We start from the raw sequence: 21778 nt of genomic DNA on the forward strand, positions 1-21778 counted from the left end.
ATGAAAACAGGGGCGCTGCTAAGGGGAACTGCTGTTGGGGATCAAGGGGCCAAGCTTTGCAGGCGGGACAATTTGTTTATTCTATCGCTCGATGTCGAATTTCAATTCCATTTGCGGGTTCCGGGCCTTCACTTGTTTATGGATTTGTTTAACCAGGACGATCGCATCGGAAAACGCTCTCTGCGATTCCGACAAAGACAGAAGAGCTCCGGCTTCATAGGTCATCTCGTTGCGTTTCCGGCGCATGGTCTCGAATTGATCGGTGATCTCCCGGAATTTCTCCCCCAGGATGGCCGCCGTCACCTCGACAACCGTCTTGTGCTGGGCGCCGTCGATCGGGGCATACCCCTTCAGGAGCAACAGCGCTCGGCCGGCTTTCAGCATCGCCATATACGCCAGGACATACGTCGCTCGCTGAGCCACATGAGCGATTTTCTCGGCCTCGGCCAAATCAGCAATGGCCTCTTTCAACAAGGCCTCGATCTGGACAACTCCAACTTTCTGCGGCCGCAACCGGCCTTCTTTGACCAAACGCAGGATGAGCTTATCTGCCATTGAGATGTCCCTTGAGAAGGATGATTTTATCCTTCAATACGAGGCTTAGGAAGCCGCCTTGTTTCCGGCCCTCCTGAGCAAACTCTTCGGGGGTATACGCCGTGAAGTTGATCTCCCTGTTCAATTTCGATTCCAGGGCGCGGATGGCGCGGGTGAAATCGTTCCGGGGAAATTTGCCGACAACGATCAGGTCGATATCGGATGACCCCTTTTCCGTGCCCTTGGCATAGGACCCGTAAAGGAGCGCCAGATCAACTCCCGGAACATCACGGACCAGCTCTCTCAGGCTCCCTTCGACCCCTTCTGTCTTAAAAACAATTTCCTTAAGCTCTTTGAATAAAGGATAGGCCTTGTTGAGGGTGTAGATCCTCAACGGCCCTTTCGGGATGGATTGGTAGAGACCTTCTGCTTCCATCCTCTTCAGCTCGCGGGAAAGATTGCCGGCATCCTCACCGATCAGAGAGGCCAGCTCCCGGACATAAAATCCTTCATCAGGATGGGTGAACGAGTAAGCCAAAAGTTTTCGCCTCAACTTGGAACTGCCCAATAAGACCATAGGAAAGCCCTCCTGTTGTAATAATTACATCATCTGATGTAGATTATACAACACGTGGGGCCAAAGTCAAATCAGAGAGATTCAAAGGGGTAAACACGATTTACTGAAGGGGAATCGGGGCGGGGTTATTTCGGTCGCACAGTTGTTATTTTAACTTAACCCCCGAGCTTGCGCAACTGTTGATTGACTGCCTGTTCAAGGTCGCATTTTGCGGCCTTTAAAAAACAACCCCGGGGGCTGAGACCTTCACAACCCCCGGGGTTGGTAACGGTTTGATATCAGGCCGGTGAAAAACTATTGGCCGAGACCTTTCCTCATTTTCTTTTTCATCTCGCCGGATTTTTTCTCGGCGTTCTTCTTGGCCTCTTCAGCTTCTTCTTGCTTCTCCATTTTAGCTTTCTCGGCTTCTTTTTGCTCGCGGATCCTGTTTCTTTCCGTTTCACGATTGGCCTTTTCCGCGTCTCTTTCGGCCTTCCTCTTGGCTTTCTCAGCTTCCTTCTGCTTCTTCTTGGCTTCATGCTCAGTCTTCTTCTTAGCTTTTTCGGCGTCCTTCTCGGCCTTGTTCAGTTCATCCTCGGCCTTTTTGCCTTTGTCATCGAACCACTTCGGGTCTTTCTTGAACTTGGCGTTCTCGTTGGCCTTTTCAAAGGCCTTGTCGCTGGCGCCCGGCCTGTCCTTGGCGGCCCAAACAGCCGGCGTGGACACGGCGAAAATGGCCATGACGATCAGAATAAGAATCTTTTTCACGCGCTCCTCCTTGTTGTTAAAAATCCCCCGCCTCAACCTCGTAGGTTGAAGTGCGCCTCAACCTACGAGGTTGAAGTGGCCAGGACCATACGGTAGCGGGCTTTGTTCTCTTTGACTTTTTTGACGGCTTCATTGACCTTGACGATGGGCATGACCTCGGTCTTGGCCTGGACTTTGTGCCTGGCGGCGAAGGCCAGCATCTCGGAGATTGCGGGCCTGCCCCCGATACAACTGCCGATCACGGCCTTCTGCCCGACGATCAGCGACATGGCGGAAACCGAAACAGGTTCGGGAACAGCGCCGAGCATCAACAGCTTGCCGTTGGGCCGAAGGAGTTTCATGTATTTATCCCAATCCGCCGGCGCGTTGATGGTGGACACCAGCAGGTCGAGCGTGCCGGCGGCCTGGGTCATGGACTTGGTGTCCTTGGTGAAGACGAATTTCCGCGCGCCGAAGCCGGTGGCTTCCTGCATCTTGGACGGGGTGCTGGAGAACGCGGTGACTTCGCACCCGAAGGCGCGCGCGAACTGCAGGGCCAGATGCCCCAGCCCGCCGATGCCGATCACGCCGACCTTCACGCCCTTGCCCGCGCCCCAGCGCTTGAGCGGGGAATACACGGTGGCGCCTCCGCACAATAAAGGCGCCGCGTTCTCCGAGGCCAGGCCGTCGGGAATGGGGAACGCGAAACGGCTGTCCGTGGCTAAATATTCACCGAACCCGCCGTTGTGCCCGACGCAGGTGGCCTGGTTTTTGGAGCACAAATTCTCTTCGCCGCTTTTGCACCACTCGCATTTCATACAACTGCCGGATTGCCAGCCCACGCCGACCCGCTGGCCTTCTTTCAAATGCTTGACGTTCCGGCCCACGGATTCCACCAGGCCGACGGCTTCATGCCCCGGCACAAGCGGGTAGATGTCCGTGCCCCAGTCGCCGTTGATCAGATGCACGTCGCTGTGGCAGATGCCGCAATGGGTGACCTTGATGAGGACTTCCCAATCTCCCAGGGGCTTGGTCTCGTAGGTGTACGGCTTGAGCATGCCGCCCGGGGTGAATGCCGCGTAGCAATTGATTTGCATAATGGCCTCCTCAATGAGTCCCGCTGCCCCTTGCGCCATGGCGGGGCAAGAAGCGGGGCGAATCAATTCAACTCCTTCAAGATGGTTTGGCCCAGAGGGGCCAAACCATTAATCCCGTGAGGTCGCGGCCCAGCGACCGAATCGGGATACCCTCACCTGAGCGCCCGGTTGCTTCGGCCGATATCGGGAACCGATTCCGGCGTCTGAAGCAGGCGGGGTTATTCTACCTCCAACCGGAAAATCGGGCAAGAATGACTTACCTGCGGGCTTTACTCATCATCGGACGGCAGGCGCGCCAGGGCTTTCTGCAGGGCGGAGATGTCCTCTTTGTTGCCGAGGGTCAACAGGACGTCGCCTCCCTGCAATTCGGTCTTTCCGTTGGGGATCAGAAACTTTTCGTCGCGGCAGATCAGGACGACAAGGCAGTTCTCCGGGACGCCCACCTGGAACAGCCGCTTGCCGATGACATCGGACTCAAACGGGACAATGACATCTTCCAGGTTCGCGTCGATCCCGCTGGTGGAGGAATCGATTTCGATGGGGTAGATCCGTTTATTCACAAAAGGCGCGTCCACTTTCAGCCAGCGGGACACCGCCGGGATGGACGTGCCCTGCAGGAGAATGGACGTGAGGACGGTGAAGAAAACGATGTTGAAGATCGTGTCGGCCTGGGGGATCTTCTCGATCAAAGGGAACGTGGCCAGGATGATGGGCACCGCTCCCCTCAACCCGACCCAGGACAGCATGGCTTTTTCATTGATCTGCAGGCGGCTGAAGGCGAGGCAGAGGAAAACGCTCAAAGGCCGGGCCACGGCCATCAGGAACACGGAGATGAGTAGGCCCACCCCGATCACCGGGATGATTCTCGACGGAAACACCAGCAGGCCCAGGGCCAGGAACATGACGATCTGCATCATCCAGGCCAGTCCTTCGTGGAACTGGATGATGGCTTTTTTATGGAGAAATTCCGAGTTGCTCAAAATCAGGGCGCTCACATAAACCGCGAGAAAGCCGTTGCCCTTGAGCACGGTGGTCAGGGCATAGGTCAGGACGACCAGCGCGATGGTCAGGACAGGATACAGGCCTTCGTAGTCCAATTGCAGGCGGTTGATGACGAACAGGATCACCCGGCTCATGGCAAACCCCATCAGCAGGCCGACGCTCATGTCCAGGACAAAGGCCAGGGCCAGGTCCGCGAAAGAGACGTTTTCAATCGTCAGGAAACGGATGGCGGCCAGGGTGAGGAAAACCGCCATGGGATCGTTGCTGCCGGATTCCAGCTCCAGCAGGGGCCTCAGTTTCCCGCGCAGACTGACGTTTTTGGAACGCAGGATGGTCAGCACGGTGGCGGCGTCCGTCGAGGAAATGATCGCGCCCAGGAGGAAGCCCTCCCAGAGCGAGAATTTCAGGACCGCCATCGCGAAGGCGCTCACGAGGACCGCCGTCACCAGAACGCCGGCGGTGGACAGGACCACGCCTTCCCAGAGGATGGGCCGGATGTCGCGGAATTTTGTCTCGATGCCGCCCGCGAACAGGATGAAGATCAGCGCGACCACGCCCAGGGACTTGGCCAGCCAGGGGTCATTGAAGTGGATCCCGCCGATCCCCTCTGAGCCCGCGAGCATGCCGACGAGCAGGAACAACAGCAGAGACGGGATCCCGAACCGGTCGGACACCTTGCTGGAGGCCACGCTCAGCAAAAGCAGGACCGACGCGATCAAAAGGAAGATTTCTATGGCAGGGAACTGGAATGGCATCTCATGTCATCCGGTTATGATGATAAGTTTCGCAACTTCTTTATAAAGGAAATCCCGTGGGGACGCAAGCTGAGAAAACGGACCGAAACGGAAAGAAACCTTACGACACGGCTGTCAGGTTTTGGCAGGGGCGATCAGACGGATGACAATATAAATGAACACGCCGGTCAACAGCAAATTCAGGGCCAGACTCAGCGCCGCCAGACTCGCGGCCCAGCCGCCGAACCCGTAGGAAAGCGCGATCAGCAGGACTCCGGCGCCGACCTCCCCCCGGGGGAACATGGCGATGCTCAAGGCCAGGCGCTGGCGCAGGGGGACTTCGTTGCGGTAACAGAATATCGGGAAGCATTTTCCCAGATTGGACAAGACCGTCAGCAAAAGGACATGGACCGCCACCACGCCCCAACTCATCTCTCCCAGCTCGATTTTGGGAAGAGAACAACCGACCAGAAGCATGAACGCGCCTTTGATCCCGCGGTCGAGCACCCGGGCTCCTCCGCGGTCCGGCTCCAGATGAGTTTCCTCGTGCAGGGGGTATAATTTCGCCATGTGCGGGCTTTGCAGGAGACAGCCCAGGGCGAAAGACGGGATGAGGATCTCCAGATGGATGTGCGTGGTGTGCTCCAGCCAAATCAGCATCGTCACCAGGATGCCGCTGTACACGAGCATCCACGGCTGGCTCGTCGGCCCCGGCACGCAGTTCAGCCAGCGGTACGCGGCGGCGAGCAGGCCGACCGACAGGATCACGACGACGACCAACTCGGGTTTGAAACCGACCAGCAGGATCTGAAGCGGGATGATCAGGAGGATCGTGCCCAGGTCGTCGAAGATCGCGAGGATGCGCGCCTTCTGGAACAGCCACGTCGCGCCCAGGCCGACGGCCGAGAGCATCGCGAACAGAACGCCGGCGGAGGTCGGGGCCGCGGCAAGGCCGACGAGGACCGCTTCTTTGGCGCTCAACTGCAGAACCCCGAGCAGATAGACCGCGCAGAGGACCCACGGAAAGACAGCCGCGGTCATGGCAATGCCGAAATCGCTGATGTAGGATTTCCAGCGGCTTTTATTGATCGTGAACTCCAGCCCGACCTCCAGCATGATGTAGGCCAGGCAGAACGTCGTCGCTATTTCCAGCAGGACATGGACGGCTGAAAGGTCCGCGGTCTGCGAGATCACGATCCCTGCGAGCAAAAGCGCGCTATAAGCGAAAATCAAGAACATTTTTTCCTCACAAGCGGATCCCGGCAAAGGCCATGAAGCCCATGGCCATGAGGCCGGTCAAAAGCATGGTGATGCCCAGGCCGCGCAGGGGCGCCGGAATGTTGGAATAATACAACTTCTTGCGGATGGCGGCCATGGACACGATCGCCAGCGCCCAGCCCACGCCGGAGCCGAACCCGAACACGAGCGCTTCCCCGAACTTGTAATTCCGCTGGTCCATGAACAGGGCCGAGCCGAGGATGGCGCAGTTGACGGCGATGAGCGGCAGGAAGATCCCCAGGGAGCCGTACAAGGACGGGCTCACGCGCCCGATGACCATTTCCACGATCTGGACCATCGCCGCGATCACCGCGATGTAGCAGATGAAACTCAGAAAGCTCAGGTCCACGCCGGTGATTCCGGCCCAGGCCAGCGCGTCTTTTTTCAAAAGGTAGGTCTTCACCGCCCAGCTCGCCGGGGTGGTGATGGTGAGGACGAAGATAACGGCGACCCCCAGGCCCATGGCGGTGTCGACTTTTTTGGAACAGGCCAGGAAGGAACACATCCCGAGAAAATAGGCCAGCAGGATGTTCTCGACAAAGATGCTCTTGATGGCAAGATTGAGGTAGTGCTCCACGCCTCTCTCCTTTCGCTTTTGTCCGCCGACAAAAAAACCGCCAGCGAAGAAATGTTTCAGCTGGCGGCATCAGCGCGGCCTTCAAATGAAGAGAATCCGCCGCCAGAATATTTCTCAGATGGCGGCCCGACCATCAACGGAACCTCCGGGAGATCACCACGTCCTCCCGGACCCTCGAATTGTCGTCAATGACGTTGCTAAATTACCATACCTCGCCGGAGTTTGCAACACGATTTTCGAAACGCGTCAAACAGGCCTTTAACGGCTGATGATCAGCACGGACGGCGTGTTTTTAAGCCAGGCGTCCTGCTTTTTTCGCAGGCCCTTCCAATACGCGTAGCTGATCACGACAAGGTCATGCCGGCCGAAAAACTGTTTGGGGTCGGCGGCGGTCTCGACGCGCAGGACCCTCTCTTTGAACTTCTCGTCGTTGAGCAGGGTCTGGTATGCGGCCTGGGGCGGAAGGACCTTGCGCTCGTCAAGGCAGGTCAGGAGAACGTCTTTCGCGCCGGACAGAAACCGCGGGCCGTATTTCAACAGAAAGGCGTCTTTCTCCGGACCGAAGACCATCAGAAGGTTCTGGAATTTTTTGGCCCCCTTGTCGATAAAGACCCCGACGCTCGCGTCAACGGACTCGATCAGCCCTCTCACGCGGCCTCCGGTCTTGTCGTCCATGAACAGCGGCCGCGAACTGCCGACCAGCACCATGTCAAAACGGCCCTGCTCCACGCTGTTGGCGATCTCCTCTTCCACTTTATCGGAAAGCCGGAACTGGACCCGCAGGGGCATGCCGAGCTCGGCGGCGGCTTCACGGATGGGCGCGAACACCTCCTGCTCCGCCTGCTCGGCTTCAATGACGGAAAGGTCTGTATTGGAAGAAATATGGATGGCCGTGATGCCCGAGTCTTTTTCGTTCTTGAGGCCCAGGCCGTGCGCGAGATCCAGCAGGCGGCCGCCGGTGCGCGGCGAGCCGAACGAGATCAGGGCGTGGAATCCCGGCATGGACTGTTCAGGGGCCTGTTCCTTGGTCTTGAAAAGGAAATCGATCAGGGAGATCGCCGGCGAGGTCAGGCACCCGGTCACCAGCGCCATCAGGACCATCATGGTGAAAATTTCCGGGGACAGGATCCCGAGATCGTAGCCGATGTTGAGCGTGATCAATTCCATCAGCCCCCGGGTGTTCAGCAGGGCGCCGAGGATCAGGCTGTCCCGCCATTTGAGCCCCAGGAACCTGGCGGCCAAAGCGCTTCCCAGGAATTTCCCGGTGACGGCCGTCGCGATGATGAGCAGGCACAGGCCCCAGAGATGCGGCGAATTCAAGAGGCCGACCTGCGTGCGCAATCCGGTGAAGACAAAAAAGATCGGCAGCAGCAGGACCAGGCTGACGTCCTCGATCTTCTCGGCGAGGATCTGGCGGAAGGCCTTCTGGGGCGGGATGATGACGCCCGCGATGAAGGACCCGAACAGCGCGTAGATGCCGATGGTCTCGGTCAAAAGCGCGGACAACAGCAGGATGCCGAAGATCACGGCCACGACCATTTTGCTGACGCTCTCCTCCGTGTCGTGGATCGCGGAGAAGCGGTTCAGGAAAGGCCGGACAACAAAAAGCATGAACGCCACATAGACCGCGGCCAGCGCGATGGTGGCCAGGGCTCCGGCCACGCCTCCGGCGCTGACAATGGCGATCACAAGGGCCAGCAGACACCACCCGGTGATGTCGTCGGAAGCGGCGCAGGTGATGGCGACCGGCCCCAAAGCGGTTTGATTCAAATTCTTCTCGCGCACGATCCTCGCCAGCACCGCGAAGGCCGCGATGCTCATCCCGATGCCCATGAACAAAGCGAAATGCAGGAACGGGACCTGGGGCGGCGCGTGATCAGGGTACAAAACATAGGCCAGCCCCGCCCCGAACAAGAACGCCGTGACAATGCTGGTGTGGCTGATGACAACGGCGGACGGGGCCTTTTCCTTGAGCACGGTGACGTTCAGCTCCATGCCGACGATGAACATGAACAGGACCAGCCCGATCTGGCTGAGGGCCTGCAGGCGGGGCAGTGACTCCGAAGCGAAAAGGAACGCGGAAAATCCGGGAAACAAGGAACCCAGCAAAGACGGGCCCAGGATGATCCCGGCCAGGATCTCTCCGATCACGGTCGGCTGGCCGATCTTGACCATGAGAAAGCCGAATATTTTGGCCATCGCCATGATGCACAGCACCTGCAGGATCAGCATGGCAAACGGATGGTGAAGATTCCGGGACAGGTGAGAGAGAAGATGGGCGGGCGAGGATGCCTCTGACGCAGCGGACAGGACCCGCCCTGTCTCCAGCGCCCTGCCCTGCTGGAGCGTGAACCAGAGCAGGACCGTGAAGGCGCTGATGACGATCACATAAAAAATGATGTTTCGTCCGATATTTTTCATAAGTGCGGGATTCAGGAAAACAGCAACGCCAGAGAATATCCTCTGGCGTATATTCTCTCGAGAAGCGGCCTGTGGAGTTAGCTGTCGGGCTCAGGTCGAGTTACCTTAACCCCCGCGATGGTCCGCGGGGACTATTAGCCCCAAGTTGAGCGCCCGTTCATTGCGCGGGCGAACATGTCCTCGGGTCCCCCACTCCCTTTCATGACGTCAAAAGGGATTCGGCATTTGCTAAATTTTAACAAAGAAAAAATATTAGGCAAGCATTAAAACAACACTATCTTGACTTCATAACGTCAAAAAGGCCGGGGACTGTGTCCCGGCCCGTTATTCTTCTCCTTGAACCGGTTCGCACCACTGGAAGCTGTCGACGCACTTGAGCATGTTGCGCTGGAATCCGTCGGGACAGCCGTTTTTGTATTTGATAAGGTCGGCCATCTGGTATCCTCCGTCCGCCATGTCCCTGACAGAGGACATACAGCAGTTGAAACTGCCTTTTTGCAGGCAGGCCCGGCCCATGGCCTGGTATTCCGGCGGCAATCGGGCGATCTCATCTTGAGGGGAAGACACCAGAGATTTGGCGTCCTGCGTTTCCGGTTCCGGGTACGGCATGATGTCCGGGAACGGAATGATGTCGGCCTGGTCAGTGCCGGGAGGATCCTTGCGGTTCTCCTGGCCTTCCGACAACTTTTCCATCAAGTCCTCCATGCCGGATTCGGGGTCCGGAGATCGCTGAAGACCGGGCGGATCAAGGCGCTCGGCATTGACCTGGGGGGCCAGCATAGGGTTTTCCGAAGGGCCGGTTTCGCTGTCTTTTCCGATATCCAGAAATTCCTGCGGAGGGGCAAGGTATTTCTCCGGGGCCGGGACCCCGTTGAAGAGGACCGGTTCTCCGCCGGACTGGACAGGTTGGGCGGACGTGAGAACGGCGCCGGTAAAAATCAACAAACACAAAATCACAACATAAGATAACGGCCTCATGGCATCTCCTCCTAACTGAAGTTTTTCTCATTCTACCTTAAAGACGCGCCTCCTGCAACCGGGGGAATCATTCTCCGCGGCGCCGCCGTGTTTCCCTTGTTATTAGACTTGAAATAAGGATTCTCCTATAAGATAATAAACCGGCATCGGCGGACCGCCTGGACATGCCTTCCCTATATCCTATATGACACCACAGAAAAATCCTACGTTCAAATTCGACCTTTGGCTCATCACGGCCATGAGTTTCCTGCTGGGGGCGGCGCTCTGGATCTATTCGGACCTCCCTCCGTACGGCAGCGTGGCCAATGAATTGAGCAATCACGCCTGGGGGCTGATCGCCGACATCGCCCACAAGTGGAGGACCGGCGACTTCAGTTTCTGGGACAGGGGCATCGGCGGCGGCACCAGCCTGTACACGTCCGGCTATTATCCCCTCTTTCACCCGACGAACATCCTGGCCTGGGTCCTGGACAACGACCGCTTCTTTCTTCTCAAGATCATCGAGCCCTACGTCATCGGCTTTTTCTTCACCGCCCTGGTCCTGCGCGATGTCTTCCGGCTGGGGTGGCCGTATGTGATCTTCGGCGGACTGTATTACCTGGGGTTCGGGATTTCCCGGTTTTCCACCATCACCGATTCCCCGTGCTTTTTGTGGGGCTGCGGCCTGTTCCCGGCCATGGTCTACGCGTTCATCAAACTGGAAAAACGCGGGCCGTATGTCCAGTCCGCCGTGACCGCGGCGCTGGTCGCCCTGCAATTTTTCGGTGAAGGCGCGACACAGCTCCTGCAGATGATTCTGTGGTGGCTGGTGTTTTTCACCGTGAAGGCCTGGGTCTCCCCGGACGAACGGCCGTTGTCGTCCCGGGTCAAGACATGGCTCGGGTCCTGCGCTGTCTTTGTTCTGCTGACCTTCGGGCTCACCATGGTCCAGTTTTTGCCGACGTATTTGTTCGTGGTCACAGAGTCCGCCCGCAGGCCCGGGCAGTATCCGGTCAACAATTTCCCCCTGTGGGGGGAAGGCGACAAGGGCTCCCTCGGGGGATACTTCGCTTCGGCGGTGATGAGTCCGGGCGGGGCGAGTATGCGTGGGATACTGGCGCTGGTGATCGTCTCCATCGGCATGTTTTTTCTGCGGGACCCCAAACGCCGCGCCGAGACGTCCCTTTCCCGCTTTCCCGCCCACGCCGCCATCGCGTGCGCCGCGTTTTTCACTCTGCCGACCATCGCCGGGGTCTTGGTCCGGGCGGTCCCGGCCCTGGCCATCCTGTTCAAGCCGCTGACCATGTTCACCTTCGCCTACGTCTCGCATACGATTGATTTCGCGATCATGCTGGGGATCTGCCTCATGATCGGCAACGAGAAGACCCTGCTGTTCAATCCGCGGGACCCCCTTCCCCGGCGGATCGCGGCCGGGCTTGTCATCGCGCTTGCGGTAACGGTTGTCATGGCGCCCTTTGTCCTCAGCGCCGCGGGGATGACCCTTCCGGGGATATTAAAAGATTACTCGCCGGGCAAGGCGAAATCGGCTTTTGTGGTTTTCATGCTCACCGTTCTCGCGGTCTCGCAGATCACCCTGCGCACACAGCATCCCATTTTGCGGCCGGCGGCAGCGGCGTGCCTGGTCTTCCTGGGCTTCATGACCACGGTCACCGCTTACCACTGGAACAACAAAGGCAAACAGACGCATCCGCAGGAATACCACATGGCCACGCCGGAATACGCCTACTACCGGTCGGCGGCGGGCCGGTATTATCTGCCGTATGAAAACATGTTCGGCGTCGCCCACAATTTCAACCTTTTATACGGCGTGCACGGGACCGACGGCTTTCTCCAGCTTCCCAAAAAACGGCTCAACCAGTTCATCGCCGGCTACCATAACGGCCTTTTGAGATCGCAGACATTCTGGTGGATCCCGAAATATTACGTCCTCACACCGTCGTCGGGGCTCGCCGCGCGCCTTTCCGCGGATTTCACGACCGTTGAAAAAGGGAAACCTCTGGACTGGGAAGGGTTCTCGAAAAAAATCGACGGCGAACGGTTCGACGTCTGGGCCAGGGACGCGGCCCTGCCGCCGGTGCGATTCTCCGACCGTGTCCGCGTGGCGGATTTTTCCGAGATCATCGAGAACTTCGACAAGTCCCCTGGCGGCGAGATCCTGGTGGACATCAACGACGCCGGGCCGTTCTCCGCCGCGGAGAGCCGGTTCGCCCCCTTGTCAGAATCCATGCCTTCGGTCAGCGGCTTCTCGCGCGAAAGCGGAGACCGCCTGAACTTCCGCGCCTCGGCGAAAAGCGCTGTCGCGGTCGTGGTTCCGGAAATGTTCCAAAGCGGCTGGCAGGCCAGGATCAATGGTAAAGCCGCCGATCTCTTCCCGGCCGACTATCTGTTTATCGGCTTCCGCCTGCCGGCGGGAGAATTCGATGTGACCCTGCGCTACGTGCCGCCCGGCTTGCGGTGGGGAACGGTCCTCACGCTGATCAGCCTGGGCGCCTGTCTGCTGGTCCTGCTCCGCCACCGGTTTTCGTTACAGAAAGGAACGATCCATGCCTCCCGAAAGAACCGTTGACCCCGCAAGGGTTGACATCTCCGTCATCATCCCGGTCTTTAACGAAGAGCCCAACATCCCGGAGCTCTTCAAACGGCTCGCCGGGGCGCTCAAGCCCACGGGCTGTTCCTTTGAGATCATTTTTGTGGACGACGGCAGCACGGACCGCTCCTTTGAGATCCTGAGCGGCCTCTGCAGGGACAATCCCGGCCAGTTGCGGATCATCCGGTTTTCCCGCAATTTCGGCCACCAGATCGCCATCACCGCCGGGTTCAAGTACGCGCGCGGCCGCGCCGCGGTCGTCACCGACGCGGACCTGCAGGACCCGCCGGAGGTCATCCGGGATTTCATCGCCAAATGGAAAGAGGGCTACGAGCTCGTCTACGGCGTGCGCACGGAGCGGGAAGGCGAAACATTCTTTAAAAAATTCACGGCCGGCCTTTTTTACCGTCTGATCCGCAAAATGACCAGCATCGACATCCCGGCCAACGCCGGGGATTTCTACCTGATGGACCGGAAGGTCCTGAACGCCTTCAATTCCCTCAACGAGCGCCACCGCTTCAACAGAGGGCTCCTGGCCTGGCTCGGGTTCAAACGCGCCGCCGTGGAATATGAACGCAAGGCCCGGTTCTCCGGCACGACGAAATACCCGTTCTGGAAGATGGTCAAGTTCGCCATGGACGCCGTTGTCTCTTTCTCGTTCTCTCCCCTACGATTTGTGTTCGGGCTGGGGGTGTTCTTTTCGCTGTTCGCCTTCGCGATGATCCTGTTCATCATCTATCTGAAGCTGTTCACCCAGACCACCATCCAGGGCTGGTCGTCTTTGATGGCCATGATCCTCCTGATCGGAGGGATCCAGCTTTTGGCTGTCGGGCTCATCGGAGAGTATCTGGCCCGGATCGGCGACGACACCAAGTCGCGTCCTTTGTACGTGGTCAGCGAGGTCCTGGAATGACCCTCACGGCCGGCGCCCTTTCGACATCGGCGGACGTCAAGGAACGCTGGGGCGGGATCCTGGAACAGCCCTGGATCTCGCGGGCCCACCGGCATTTTCTGGACGGGTTCGAGATCCCGTGGGTCAAAAAAAACCTGCGGCCGTTCCATTTTGAAAGCCTTCTGGACGTTTGCTGCGGCCTGGGCGAATACCACGCCCTCGACCCCAAGGTTTACGTCGGGCTGGACAACAGCGGCAAACACATCGCCTTCGGCGCGGGCCATTACCGCGGGGCCCAGTTCATCCACGGGGACGCGGGCCGCCTGCCGTTCAGAGACCGGGCGTTCGACGCCGTGCTGCTGGCCTGCGCGACGCACCATTTTACCGAGGACATGCTGGTCCTCCTGCTGAACGAGATCCAGCGGGTCAGCCGCCGCTACATCATCATCGATGACGCTGTTCTGTTCGAGGGACAGAGCCGGGCCAGCCGCCTGTTCTACAGTTTGGACCGCGGCACGATGTTCCGGACCGTTGCCGAACTGGAGAGGATCCTTTCGAGGATCGGCGGAAACCGCAAGGTCCTGCAGACACAGCACATGACCTTCCCGGGGATATACCGCCACGCGCTGTTCGTCCTGGAGAGAACCGATGGATAAAGATTACGCCGCCAAATACCGCCGGCTCGAAGACCGCAACTGGTGGTTCGTGGCGCGCCGGGACATGGTGGGCCGCCTGCTGAAAGGCACGGACACGGGCGCGCGCATCCTGGATGTGGGCTGTTCGGGCGGGACGATGATCCGTTTCCTGTTGGACAAGGGGTTCCGGGACATCACCGGCATCGACGTCAGCGAGGAGGCGGTTGAAGGCTGCCGGCGGAAAGGGCTCACGCAGGTGCACTGCATGGACGGAGAGAATCCGGATTTCCCGGACGGGACGTTCGACGAGGTGATCGCCTCGGACGTCCTGGAACACCTGCCCCGCGACAGGAATGCCCTGGAATCCTGGCGGCGGCTGCTCAAACCCGGAGGACGGTTGATCCTTTTTGTGCCGGCCTTCCGTTTCCTCTGGAGCAAGCACGACGAGGTCAACCACCATTTCCGGAGATATCATCGGAAAGAACTGCTGGGCCTTCTGAAGGAAGCCGGGTTCACGGTCCGCCGTTGCTCTTACTGGAACGTGCTCCTCTTCCCTCCCATCGCCGCCGTTCGGCTCCTTCAGCGGCTGATGCGCAAGGACAGCGCCGAGATGGACCAGCTGCACGACATCAGCCCCGCCATCAACGCCGCGCTCATCGGATTGTTCAAGATCGAGAACATCCTGCTGGAACGGCTCAGCATGCCCTTCGGCGTCAGCATCTTCGTCCTGGCCGAGAAGCCCGCCCCGCCCCCAGGATGACCGCTGCGCGGCGCGGGTTTTCCGGTTTTCTTTTCTTGACAGCGCCCTCCCCTTGCGATATACATATTCAGCTTCTTAACCCAAGGGAGACCGCCTGATGAATCGATTACTGCCCATCGTCAGACACCAGGACATCCCGGCCGCCTATCAAGGCACGCCGATCGGACTGCTGCTGGAATACCACAACCTGGACCGCCCTTTTGAAACCTATTCCCAGGCGCAGGTCCTCGTCGGCATGTGCATGGACAACCGCAAGCACCTGCATATCCCGGACAATTTCGCCTATATCATCCGGTCCGGGGGCGCGAATCTGCGGCACAGCGAGTTCAAGGTCTCTTACGCGATCGCGGTGGGCGGGGTGAAAAGCATCGCCCTGATCGGGCACAACAACTGCGGGATGGTGAACCTGGCGCAGCGGAAGGACATTTTCATCAGTCAATTGACGGAGAACGCGGGGTGGGACAAGGGCGCGGCCGAGGAACATTTCAACCAATTCGCCCCGATGTTCGAGATCGGCAACGAGATCGATTTCACGCTGAGCGAGACCCAGCGGATGCGCAAACGTTACCCCAAGATCCTCATCGCGCCCATGATCTACCGGATCGAGGACGGCGTCCTGTCCCTGATCCGCGAAGACTGAAACAGCCGCAGCAATCTACCCGAGGAAGCCCCGCACCGCTCCGGCCCGCGTGATCAGGTCCGTCAGATGCGCGCTGAACCGTCTCGTCTTTAAACTCTCGATGATCTCCGAAGAGATCTCCCTGTGCTCCGGCTGGGGCTGAAAAGAATATTTCTGCACCACGGACTTGATGTCGTTGCGGATGCTCGACGGAACCAGCTTCAGCACGTCCTCGTTCCACAACTCCAGCGAATCCCTCAATCCCTCCTCAAACCGGGAATAGATCCCGCGGATGATCCGGAATTCCTCTTTGGTCAGGACGTTCAAGCCGAGCAGGTCCGGCGGCAGCCCGAGCGAATACAGGACCGCGCAGAACGAGATGACCCGGGGAAGGGTGACCCCCTTTTTCAACTCGCGGGAATATCCGAACAGGCCGGTGTGCAGCTTCCTCATGCGCCGGCTCGGGACGAACTTGGCCACCTCGTTGATGAGCGGGGCCAGGATCTGGATCTGCCGCTGATACTCACGGGAGACCTTGCGAAGGATCTTGAGCGCCCGCTCCGGGTCCTCGACGCCGATGGGCGGCTTGACCGGCGTTTTATTGATCAGGTCGATCGCCCTCTGGACCTCCTGGACCGGGAAATCGTATTTGAACGCCGACTGGATCGTGAACGTGGAGACGCTGGGATATTTGCTCAGGATATAATCCGCGTTCCTCGGCGTCAGGTGCCCGCGGAACGGGGCGCTGCCCGAGCCCAGGATCGGATGGATCGGAATGCCGACCTCTTTCTGCAGATCGTAGAGCCGTTCCAGCGCGATGTGCAAAGCCAGGATCACCGCCACGGAGGAATAGTTCATGGCCGGGTCGGACCGCGCGAGAAAGACGCGCTGGTAGGACACGTCCTTCCCTTTCAAGAATGTCCGCAGGGTCTTGTCCGCGGTGAGGATCGAATCGATGTCCTCGAAAAGAGGGATCACGTTGATCCGCTTGGGGTTGAATTCGCCGATCCAGTCCCCGACGGTGAGCGGGGAATGGTCCACGAACTTCATCTTCTCCTTGCCGATCACGACGTTCTTGTAATAATCGTAGATCTTCCGGATGATCTTCTCGTCCGCCATGGGCACGACCACGTCGAAGATCGGAGGATATTTCCCGTCCCCGTAGAACAGGGACGCGGTGTCGTAGGAACGCGGGATGCTCTCCAGCGTTTCCAGCAGGATCTTGGCCTCGGCTTTTTCGTAATCGGGGTTGGGGATGCGGATGTTGATAAAAATGTCTTTCCCGATGCGGCGGGTCTTGAAGAAACTCTTGTAATCCGTGATGAGCTTGCGGATCACGAAGTCGTCGGCTTCCTTGCCTTCCGCGTCCCACATGATCTCTTCGACGCCGAGGTTGGAGAACGCGTAGAAGGCCTCCTTGATCTCGTCATCCCCCCTCAAAACGGAGTGGTTGGCGAAAAACGGAATGGTCACGTTGTCGGGATGCTGGGTGGACAGCGTCCGCGGGATTTTAACAGCCATATGTTTCCTCTGAAGGGTCATGGAACCCCGCGGCTTGCCAGCCGCGGTCCTTGGGACAGCCTCCGCAGTCGGCGGAGACTGGGCGAAATCCCGTCCAGAAGACCATTCATCCACGTTATCACGAATTTGGTCTTCTGCTGACGGGATAATGTCCAAGCAATATTACAACATGACAGGGAATTGTCAAGATGCGAAAAGAGGATTCGCCGCCCGGGGCCGGGGGCTTATTCGGCGCTGCCGGAGGCCCATTTCCCGCCGATGGCCTTGATGAGCTGGACGGCGGCGATGAGTTCTTCGGAGCGGATCTGGATGGCGTCGCGCTCCGCCTGCAGACGGGAGCGTTCGGAATCGATGACCTCGAGGAACGTGACCAGGCCCTCCTTGTAGCGGTGCAGCGAGATCTCCGCCGCCTGGCGCGCGGCGCCCAGGAGACTCTGCTGGGCGACGGACTGCTCCTTGCGCAGGCGGATGTCGGAGAGCGCGTTCTCCACCTCGCTGAACGCCGTCAGGACGCGCTGGCGGTAATCGGCCAGGGTCTTGCGGTACTCGGCCTCTTCGGCGCGCAGTTCCGCGGTGAGCCGGCCGCCGTTGAAAAGAGGGATATTGACCGACGGGCCCAGCGACCACTCTCGGCTTTCCCATTTCCAGAGGTCCTCCGCTTCGGCGCTGGCAAAGCCGCCGTTGCCGGTGAGCTTCACCGACGGAAAAAACGAGGCCTTGGCCATGCCCACCCGCTCGTTGGCCGCGGCCATGAGCCGCTCGGCCTCGATGATGTCGGGCCGGTTCTTCAAAACGTCCGACGGGATCCCGGCCGGGATGTCCGGTACCGAAATCTTGAGCGGCGCGTGGGGCGTGGTGAAACTGCTGGCCGGCTGTCCGCACAGGGCCGCCAGCGCGTTGACCAGGTTCTCCCGCCGCCGGCGGGCGTCCACCAGGTCGGCCTGGGCCTGGGCCAGCTGGGTCTGCGCCTGGAAAAATGTCAATTCGCTGTTGATCCCCTGCTGAAAACGCAGGTTCAACATGTCCACGGCCTTTTGCCGGAGATTCACGGCCCCGGCCAGGGCGTCGATCTCCGCGTCCACCGCGCCGATGGAAAAATGCGTCTTCGCCACGTCCGCGGTCAGGGTCAAAAGCACGGTCCGGAAAGCCGCGGCCTCTGCCTCGGCCTCGGCCACGCCGGCTTCGAAAGCGCGGCGGACCTTGCCCCAGATGTCGACCTCATAACTGAAATCCAGCGGGGCCTTGAACGTGTTGCTGGTCCGGCTTTTCGTCAGCCCCACCGTCGAAGAGTTTTTGGAAGACCGCGAACGCTCGGCCGACGGGTTGGCCTCGATCTCCGGCCACAGGTCTGCTCCGTCGACGCGGGCCAGGGCGCGGGCCTTCTCCACCCGGGCGACGGCCGCGGACAGGTCCTGGTTCTGCGACACAGCCAATTCCTCCAGCCAGCTCAACTCTTTATCGCGAAAGATCTGCCACCATTTTTCCCTGAGCTCCACTCCGGCGGAAGGACCGGCCTGGTTTTTCCAGGCCTGCGCGGTTGTGACATCGGGCTTGCGGTACTGCGGGCCCAGGGCGCACCCGCTCAGAAAGGTCCCGGCCAACAAAATCAAGGCGGCATGTCCCGCGGCTTTGGGAGGAAGAATTTTCACCGGAATCCGGCGGTGGACAAAATTGTTAAAAAACACGTAAACCACCGGAATCAGGAACAGTGTCAAAAATGTGCTGGTGACCATGCCGGAGACCGCGGCCACCCCCAGGGGACGGCGGGCCTCGCCGCTGGCCCCGAACCCGATGGCGATGGGCAGGATACCGACGATCGTGGCGGCCGCCGTCATCAGGATGGGACGCAGGCGGATCAGCCCGGCCTGGTGCATGGCCTCTTTGGCCGGCTTTCCCTTGGCCAGCTGCTGATTGGCAAAATCCACGAGCAGGATCCCGTTCTTGGTGACGAGCCCGAATAACAGGATCATGCCGATCTGGCTGTAAAGATTGACGCTCATGCCCTGGATCACCCCGAACCAGCCGGCATTGCTGATCAGGCCCAGGAGCCACAAGCCGCCGGTCGCGCCGAACGCCGCCAGCGGAATGGTGAACATGACGGTGAGCGGATGGATCAAACTCTCGAACTGCGCGGCCAGGACCATGTAGATCACGATCGCGGCGAGGACCATGACGAAATCGAACTGCCCGCGGGATTCGATCAGGTCCCGCGCTTCCCCGGTCCACTCATAGCGGAACCCGTCGGGAAGGTCCTCCTTCAGGATGGCCCGCGCCTTTTCCATGGCATTGCCCAGGGGGATGCCGGCCGGAGATCCCTCGATGTTCGCGGAACGCCAGCGGTTGTAATGGTTGATCGCGCTGGGGCCGGCACCAGTCTCATAATTGATGACGTTGTTGAGCTGTATCAGGTCTCCCCGGATACTGCGGACATATACTTTTTCCAGGTCCGTGGGCGTGAGCCGCGACGCGCGCCCGAGCTGAACAATGACGTCGTATTCCTTGCCCTTGATGTTCACCTTGGTCAGGTCCGAGCCGCCGAATAGGATCTGCATCGTCCGGGAAATGTCCTCGACGTTCACGCCGACCGCGGCCGCGCGGTCGCGGTCGATGCTGACCCGCAGTTCCGGCTTGTTCATCTCGAAGGTCGTGCGCACGTTCATCAGGAAGCCCGCGCTGCGCAGCTTGTTGGTCAGTGCTTCCGCGTAATTGCTCAGGGCGGTCAGGTCCTGGCTCTGCACAACCAGTTGGAAGGGCTGGGAAAAACTGCCGCCGATGGACTTGGGGACGATCGGGATCACAAACGCGCCTTCGACCTCGTTGAAAAACCTTGCCGCCAGCCCGGTGGGGCCGCCGACAATGTCCCGCAGGTGGCGCTTGCGGTGGTCCTTGAGCCGGATGAACGCGAACCCCTGGGAGCTCTTCCCCGGGCCGCCGCGGGCCAGCGCCACCGCCGAGAAATACCCTTCGACCTCGGGGACCTCGGCGACGATCGACTCGAGCTTGCGCACCATCCGGTCGGTGTATTCGCTGGTGGCCCCTTCCGGGGCCAGGGCGATACAGAGCAGCCGGCCCTTGTCCTCGTCCGGCATGAATTCCTTGGGCAGCTGGGTGAGAAAAAACGCCGTCAGGCCGAAGGTCACGAGCGACGCGGCCACGATGGGGGCCGGATGGTCCAGGGTCCACTGAAGGGCGCGGCCGTAACGCGCGGTGGTGTTCTCCAGGAACCGTTCGAACATCCCCAGCAGACTGCCCTTGGGCGCGTGCCCGATCGGTTTCAGAATGCGGGAACAGATCATGGGGCTCAGCGTCAGGGCCACGAACGAGGAGACCATGACCGACATGGAGATCGCGATGGCGAACTCGATGAACAACCGGCCGGTCACGCTGGTCTGGAACGCCATCGGCAGGAACACCGACACCAGGGCCACGGTGGTCGCGATGACCGCGAAGCCGATCTCCCTCATCCCCTGCACCGCGGCGTCCATCGGTTTCATCCCCTCTTCGATGTGCCGGTAGATGTTCTCCAGGACGATGATGGAATCGTCGACGACCAGCCCGATCGCCAGAACGAACGCCAGCATGCTCACGATGTTGATGGAGAATCCCAGCGCGTAGAGAACGCCGAACGTGGAAATGACGGACACCGGGACCGTGAGCGTGGGGACCAGAGTGGAGCGGGAATCGTGCAAAAAAATGTAGATGGCGAGGACCACCAGTCCGAAAGCGATGAACAGCGTGCGCCAGACGTCCTCGATGGCGTGTTCGACGTAAACTGACTCGTCGTAAGGAAAGGCGATCTCGATGCCCTTGGGCAAGAGGTTCCGCAGGCGTTCGATCTCTTCCTTGACCGCCTTGGTGACCTCGATGGTGTTGGCCTTGGACTGCCGGACGATCCCCAGCCCGACGGCCGGTTTGGAATTGAAGCGCGCCGACGACTGCTCGTCCTCGACCCCGACCACCGCCATGCCGATGTCGGACAACCGGGTGAACGTAGAGCCGTCCTGCTTGATGACGAGGCTGTTGTATTCCTCGGGCGTCTTGAGCTCGCCGCGGGTCTCAATGGTCATGGACCGTTCCCGGTTTTCCACGACGCCGCTGGGCAGTTCGACGCTCTGCGTGCGCAGGGCCCGTTCCACGTCCAGCACCGTCACCCCGCGGGCCGCCATTTTCTGCGCGTCCAGCCAGATGCGGATGGCGAAACGCTTGGCCCCGCCGATGATGATCGAGCTGACGCCGGAGATCGTCTGCAGGCGATCCTTGATATTGTTCTCGGCGATCGTGGTCAGCTCCAGGGTGGAATAACGGTCGCTGAACAGCGCGACCCACATGACCGGCTGGGCGTTGGCGTCCTGCTTGGCCACGATCGGCTCGTCGATGTCCTCCGGGAGGCGGCCCCGGACGCGGGACACGCGGTCGCGCACGTCCTGGGCGGACACGTCGATATCGCGGGACAAATTGAATTCAATGGTGATCGTGCTGACCTGCTGGCGGGTTTCGCTGGTGAGCGTCCGGATCCCCTCGATGGCGGTCAGGGACTCCTCGAGGATCTCCGTGACCTGGGCCTCCACGACCGCGGCGCTCGCCCCGGGGTAGACCGTCATGACGTTGACGATCGGCGGGTCCACGTCCGGCAGCTCGCGCACAGGCAGGCGGGTCAGGCCGATGACGCCGAACAGGATGAGCCCAAGGCTCATCATCGTGGCCAGAACCGGACGCTGGATGCTGATTTCGGATAGTTTCATTACCTTAGCCCATGTTGACCTGTCGCAAAGGTTGTCCTCTCCCTCTCGACAGGCTGGCTCAAAATAAACGCCATTCCAGAGAAATGCAGTTTCCTCTG

At 59.8% G+C, this 21778-nt stretch carries 16 protein-coding genes and 1 riboswitch; of the genes, 5 read left to right on the top strand and 11 right to left on the bottom strand.

Features of this window, described 5'->3' with window-relative positions:
* Window positions 1–81: 81 nt before the first annotated feature.
* The 9 genes from Q8Q08_03670 to Q8Q08_03710 form a co-directional block, all read right to left on the bottom strand.
* Window positions 82–555: a hypothetical protein gene (locus Q8Q08_03670; protein ID MDP2653111.1), complete on the bottom strand. Its 474-nt coding sequence runs from the start codon at window positions 553–555 to the stop codon at window positions 82–84.
* A complete protein-coding gene (locus Q8Q08_03675) occupies window positions 545–1111 on the bottom strand; it encodes a nucleotidyltransferase domain-containing protein (protein MDP2653112.1) in 567 nt (188 codons plus the stop codon). The genes Q8Q08_03670 and Q8Q08_03675 overlap by 11 nt, the downstream gene beginning before the upstream one ends.
* A gap of 294 nt (window positions 1112–1405) precedes the next feature.
* Window positions 1406–1858 carry a hypothetical protein gene (locus Q8Q08_03680; protein ID MDP2653113.1) on the bottom strand — a complete coding sequence of 151 codons (453 nt, stop codon included), beginning with the start codon at window positions 1856–1858 and terminating at the stop codon, window positions 1406–1408.
* A gap of 62 nt (window positions 1859–1920) precedes the next feature.
* Window positions 1921–2934 (bottom strand): NAD(P)-dependent alcohol dehydrogenase, encoded by a 1014-nt coding sequence (locus Q8Q08_03685; GenBank protein MDP2653114.1) that lies wholly within the window; start codon window positions 2932–2934, stop codon window positions 1921–1923.
* A 269-nt stretch (window positions 2935–3203) separates the two neighbouring features.
* Window positions 3204–4691, bottom strand: a complete 1488-nt coding sequence (locus Q8Q08_03690; GenBank protein MDP2653115.1) for a potassium/proton antiporter — start codon at window positions 4689–4691, stop codon at window positions 3204–3206.
* 114 nt (window positions 4692–4805) lie between these two features.
* Window positions 4806–5909 carry a cation:proton antiporter gene (locus tag Q8Q08_03695; GenBank protein MDP2653116.1) on the bottom strand — a complete coding sequence of 368 codons (1104 nt, stop codon included), beginning with the start codon at window positions 5907–5909 and terminating at the stop codon, window positions 4806–4808.
* A 7-nt stretch (window positions 5910–5916) separates the two neighbouring features.
* The gene (gene nqrE, locus Q8Q08_03700) at window positions 5917–6525 is read right to left on the bottom strand and encodes an NADH:ubiquinone reductase (Na(+)-transporting) subunit E (GenBank protein ID MDP2653117.1); all 609 of its coding nucleotides are present in this window, start codon (window positions 6523–6525) and stop codon (window positions 5917–5919) included.
* 258 nt (window positions 6526–6783) lie between these two features.
* Complete coding sequence (locus tag Q8Q08_03705; protein MDP2653118.1) at window positions 6784–8946, bottom strand: cation:proton antiporter; 2163 nt, start codon at window positions 8944–8946, stop codon at window positions 6784–6786.
* A 49-nt stretch (window positions 8947–8995) separates the two neighbouring features.
* Window positions 8996–9180: riboswitch (cyclic di-AMP (ydaO/yuaA leader) on the bottom strand.
* 90 nt (window positions 9181–9270) lie between these two features.
* Window positions 9271–9924, bottom strand: a complete 654-nt coding sequence (locus tag Q8Q08_03710; GenBank protein ID MDP2653119.1) for a hypothetical protein — start codon at window positions 9922–9924, stop codon at window positions 9271–9273.
* A 184-nt stretch (window positions 9925–10108) separates the two neighbouring features.
* Between Q8Q08_03710 and Q8Q08_03715 the strand changes: the two genes are divergently transcribed.
* The 5 genes from Q8Q08_03715 to Q8Q08_03735 all read left to right on the top strand — a co-directional run bounded on the left by Q8Q08_03715 (window position 10109) and on the right by Q8Q08_03735 (window position 15438).
* A complete protein-coding gene (locus Q8Q08_03715) occupies window positions 10109–12490 on the top strand; it encodes a YfhO family protein (GenBank protein ID MDP2653120.1) in 2382 nt (793 codons plus the stop codon).
* Window positions 12468–13424, top strand: coding sequence for a glycosyltransferase family 2 protein (locus tag Q8Q08_03720; protein ID MDP2653121.1), 957 nt, complete (start codon window positions 12468–12470; stop codon window positions 13422–13424). The genes Q8Q08_03715 and Q8Q08_03720 overlap by 23 nt, the downstream gene beginning before the upstream one ends.
* Window positions 13421–14059, top strand: coding sequence for a class I SAM-dependent methyltransferase (locus tag Q8Q08_03725; protein MDP2653122.1), 639 nt, complete (start codon window positions 13421–13423; stop codon window positions 14057–14059). The genes Q8Q08_03720 and Q8Q08_03725 overlap by 4 nt, the downstream gene beginning before the upstream one ends.
* Window positions 14052–14798: a methyltransferase domain-containing protein gene (locus tag Q8Q08_03730; protein ID MDP2653123.1), complete on the top strand. Its 747-nt coding sequence runs from the start codon at window positions 14052–14054 to the stop codon at window positions 14796–14798. The genes Q8Q08_03725 and Q8Q08_03730 overlap by 8 nt, the downstream gene beginning before the upstream one ends.
* Before the next feature lie 97 nt (window positions 14799–14895).
* Window positions 14896–15438, top strand: coding sequence for a carbonic anhydrase (locus Q8Q08_03735; GenBank protein MDP2653124.1), 543 nt, complete (start codon window positions 14896–14898; stop codon window positions 15436–15438).
* A 15-nt stretch (window positions 15439–15453) separates the two neighbouring features.
* On the opposite strand, the gene ppcA is transcribed toward Q8Q08_03735, so the two are convergent.
* A complete protein-coding gene (gene ppcA / locus Q8Q08_03740) occupies window positions 15454–16938 on the bottom strand; it encodes a phosphoenolpyruvate carboxylase (GenBank protein ID MDP2653125.1) in 1485 nt (494 codons plus the stop codon).
* Between the two features lie 224 nt (window positions 16939–17162).
* The gene (locus tag Q8Q08_03745; protein MDP2653126.1) at window positions 17163–21680 is read right to left on the bottom strand and encodes an efflux RND transporter permease subunit; all 4518 of its coding nucleotides are present in this window, start codon (window positions 21678–21680) and stop codon (window positions 17163–17165) included.
* Between the last annotated feature and the right edge of the window lie 98 nt (window positions 21681–21778).

Source organism: Candidatus Omnitrophota bacterium, assembly GCA_030688425.1.
Taxonomy (GTDB): Bacteria; Omnitrophota; Gorgyraeia; order Zapsychrales; family JANLHA01; genus JAUYIB01.

Coding starts and splice junctions, on each gene's coding strand:
- Q8Q08_03670 (MDP2653111.1), bottom strand. CDS start 555: ATGGCAGATAAGCTCATCCTGCGTTTGGTCAAAGAAGGCCGGTTGCGG.
- Q8Q08_03675 (MDP2653112.1), bottom strand. CDS start 1,111: ATGGTCTTATTGGGCAGTTCCAAGTTGAGGCGAAAACTTTTGGCTTAC.
- Q8Q08_03685 (MDP2653114.1), bottom strand. CDS start 2,934: ATGCAAATCAATTGCTACGCGGCATTCACCCCGGGCGGCATGCTCAAG.
- Q8Q08_03690 (MDP2653115.1), bottom strand. CDS start 4,691: ATGCCATTCCAGTTCCCTGCCATAGAAATCTTCCTTTTGATCGCGTCG.
- Q8Q08_03695 (MDP2653116.1), bottom strand. CDS start 5,909: ATGTTCTTGATTTTCGCTTATAGCGCGCTTTTGCTCGCAGGGATCGTG.
- Q8Q08_03705 (MDP2653118.1), bottom strand. CDS start 8,946: ATGAAAAATATCGGACGAAACATCATTTTTTATGTGATCGTCATCAGC.
- Q8Q08_03710 (MDP2653119.1), bottom strand. CDS start 9,924: ATGAGGCCGTTATCTTATGTTGTGATTTTGTGTTTGTTGATTTTTACC.
- Q8Q08_03715 (MDP2653120.1), top strand. CDS start 10,109: ATGACACCACAGAAAAATCCTACGTTCAAATTCGACCTTTGGCTCATC.
- Q8Q08_03720 (MDP2653121.1), top strand. CDS start 12,468: ATGCCTCCCGAAAGAACCGTTGACCCCGCAAGGGTTGACATCTCCGTC.
- Q8Q08_03725 (MDP2653122.1), top strand. CDS start 13,421: ATGACCCTCACGGCCGGCGCCCTTTCGACATCGGCGGACGTCAAGGAA.
- Q8Q08_03730 (MDP2653123.1), top strand. CDS start 14,052: ATGGATAAAGATTACGCCGCCAAATACCGCCGGCTCGAAGACCGCAAC.
- Q8Q08_03735 (MDP2653124.1), top strand. CDS start 14,896: ATGAATCGATTACTGCCCATCGTCAGACACCAGGACATCCCGGCCGCC.
- ppcA (MDP2653125.1), bottom strand. CDS start 16,938: ATGGCTGTTAAAATCCCGCGGACGCTGTCCACCCAGCATCCCGACAAC.
- Q8Q08_03745 (MDP2653126.1), bottom strand. CDS start 21,680: ATGAAACTATCCGAAATCAGCATCCAGCGTCCGGTTCTGGCCACGATG.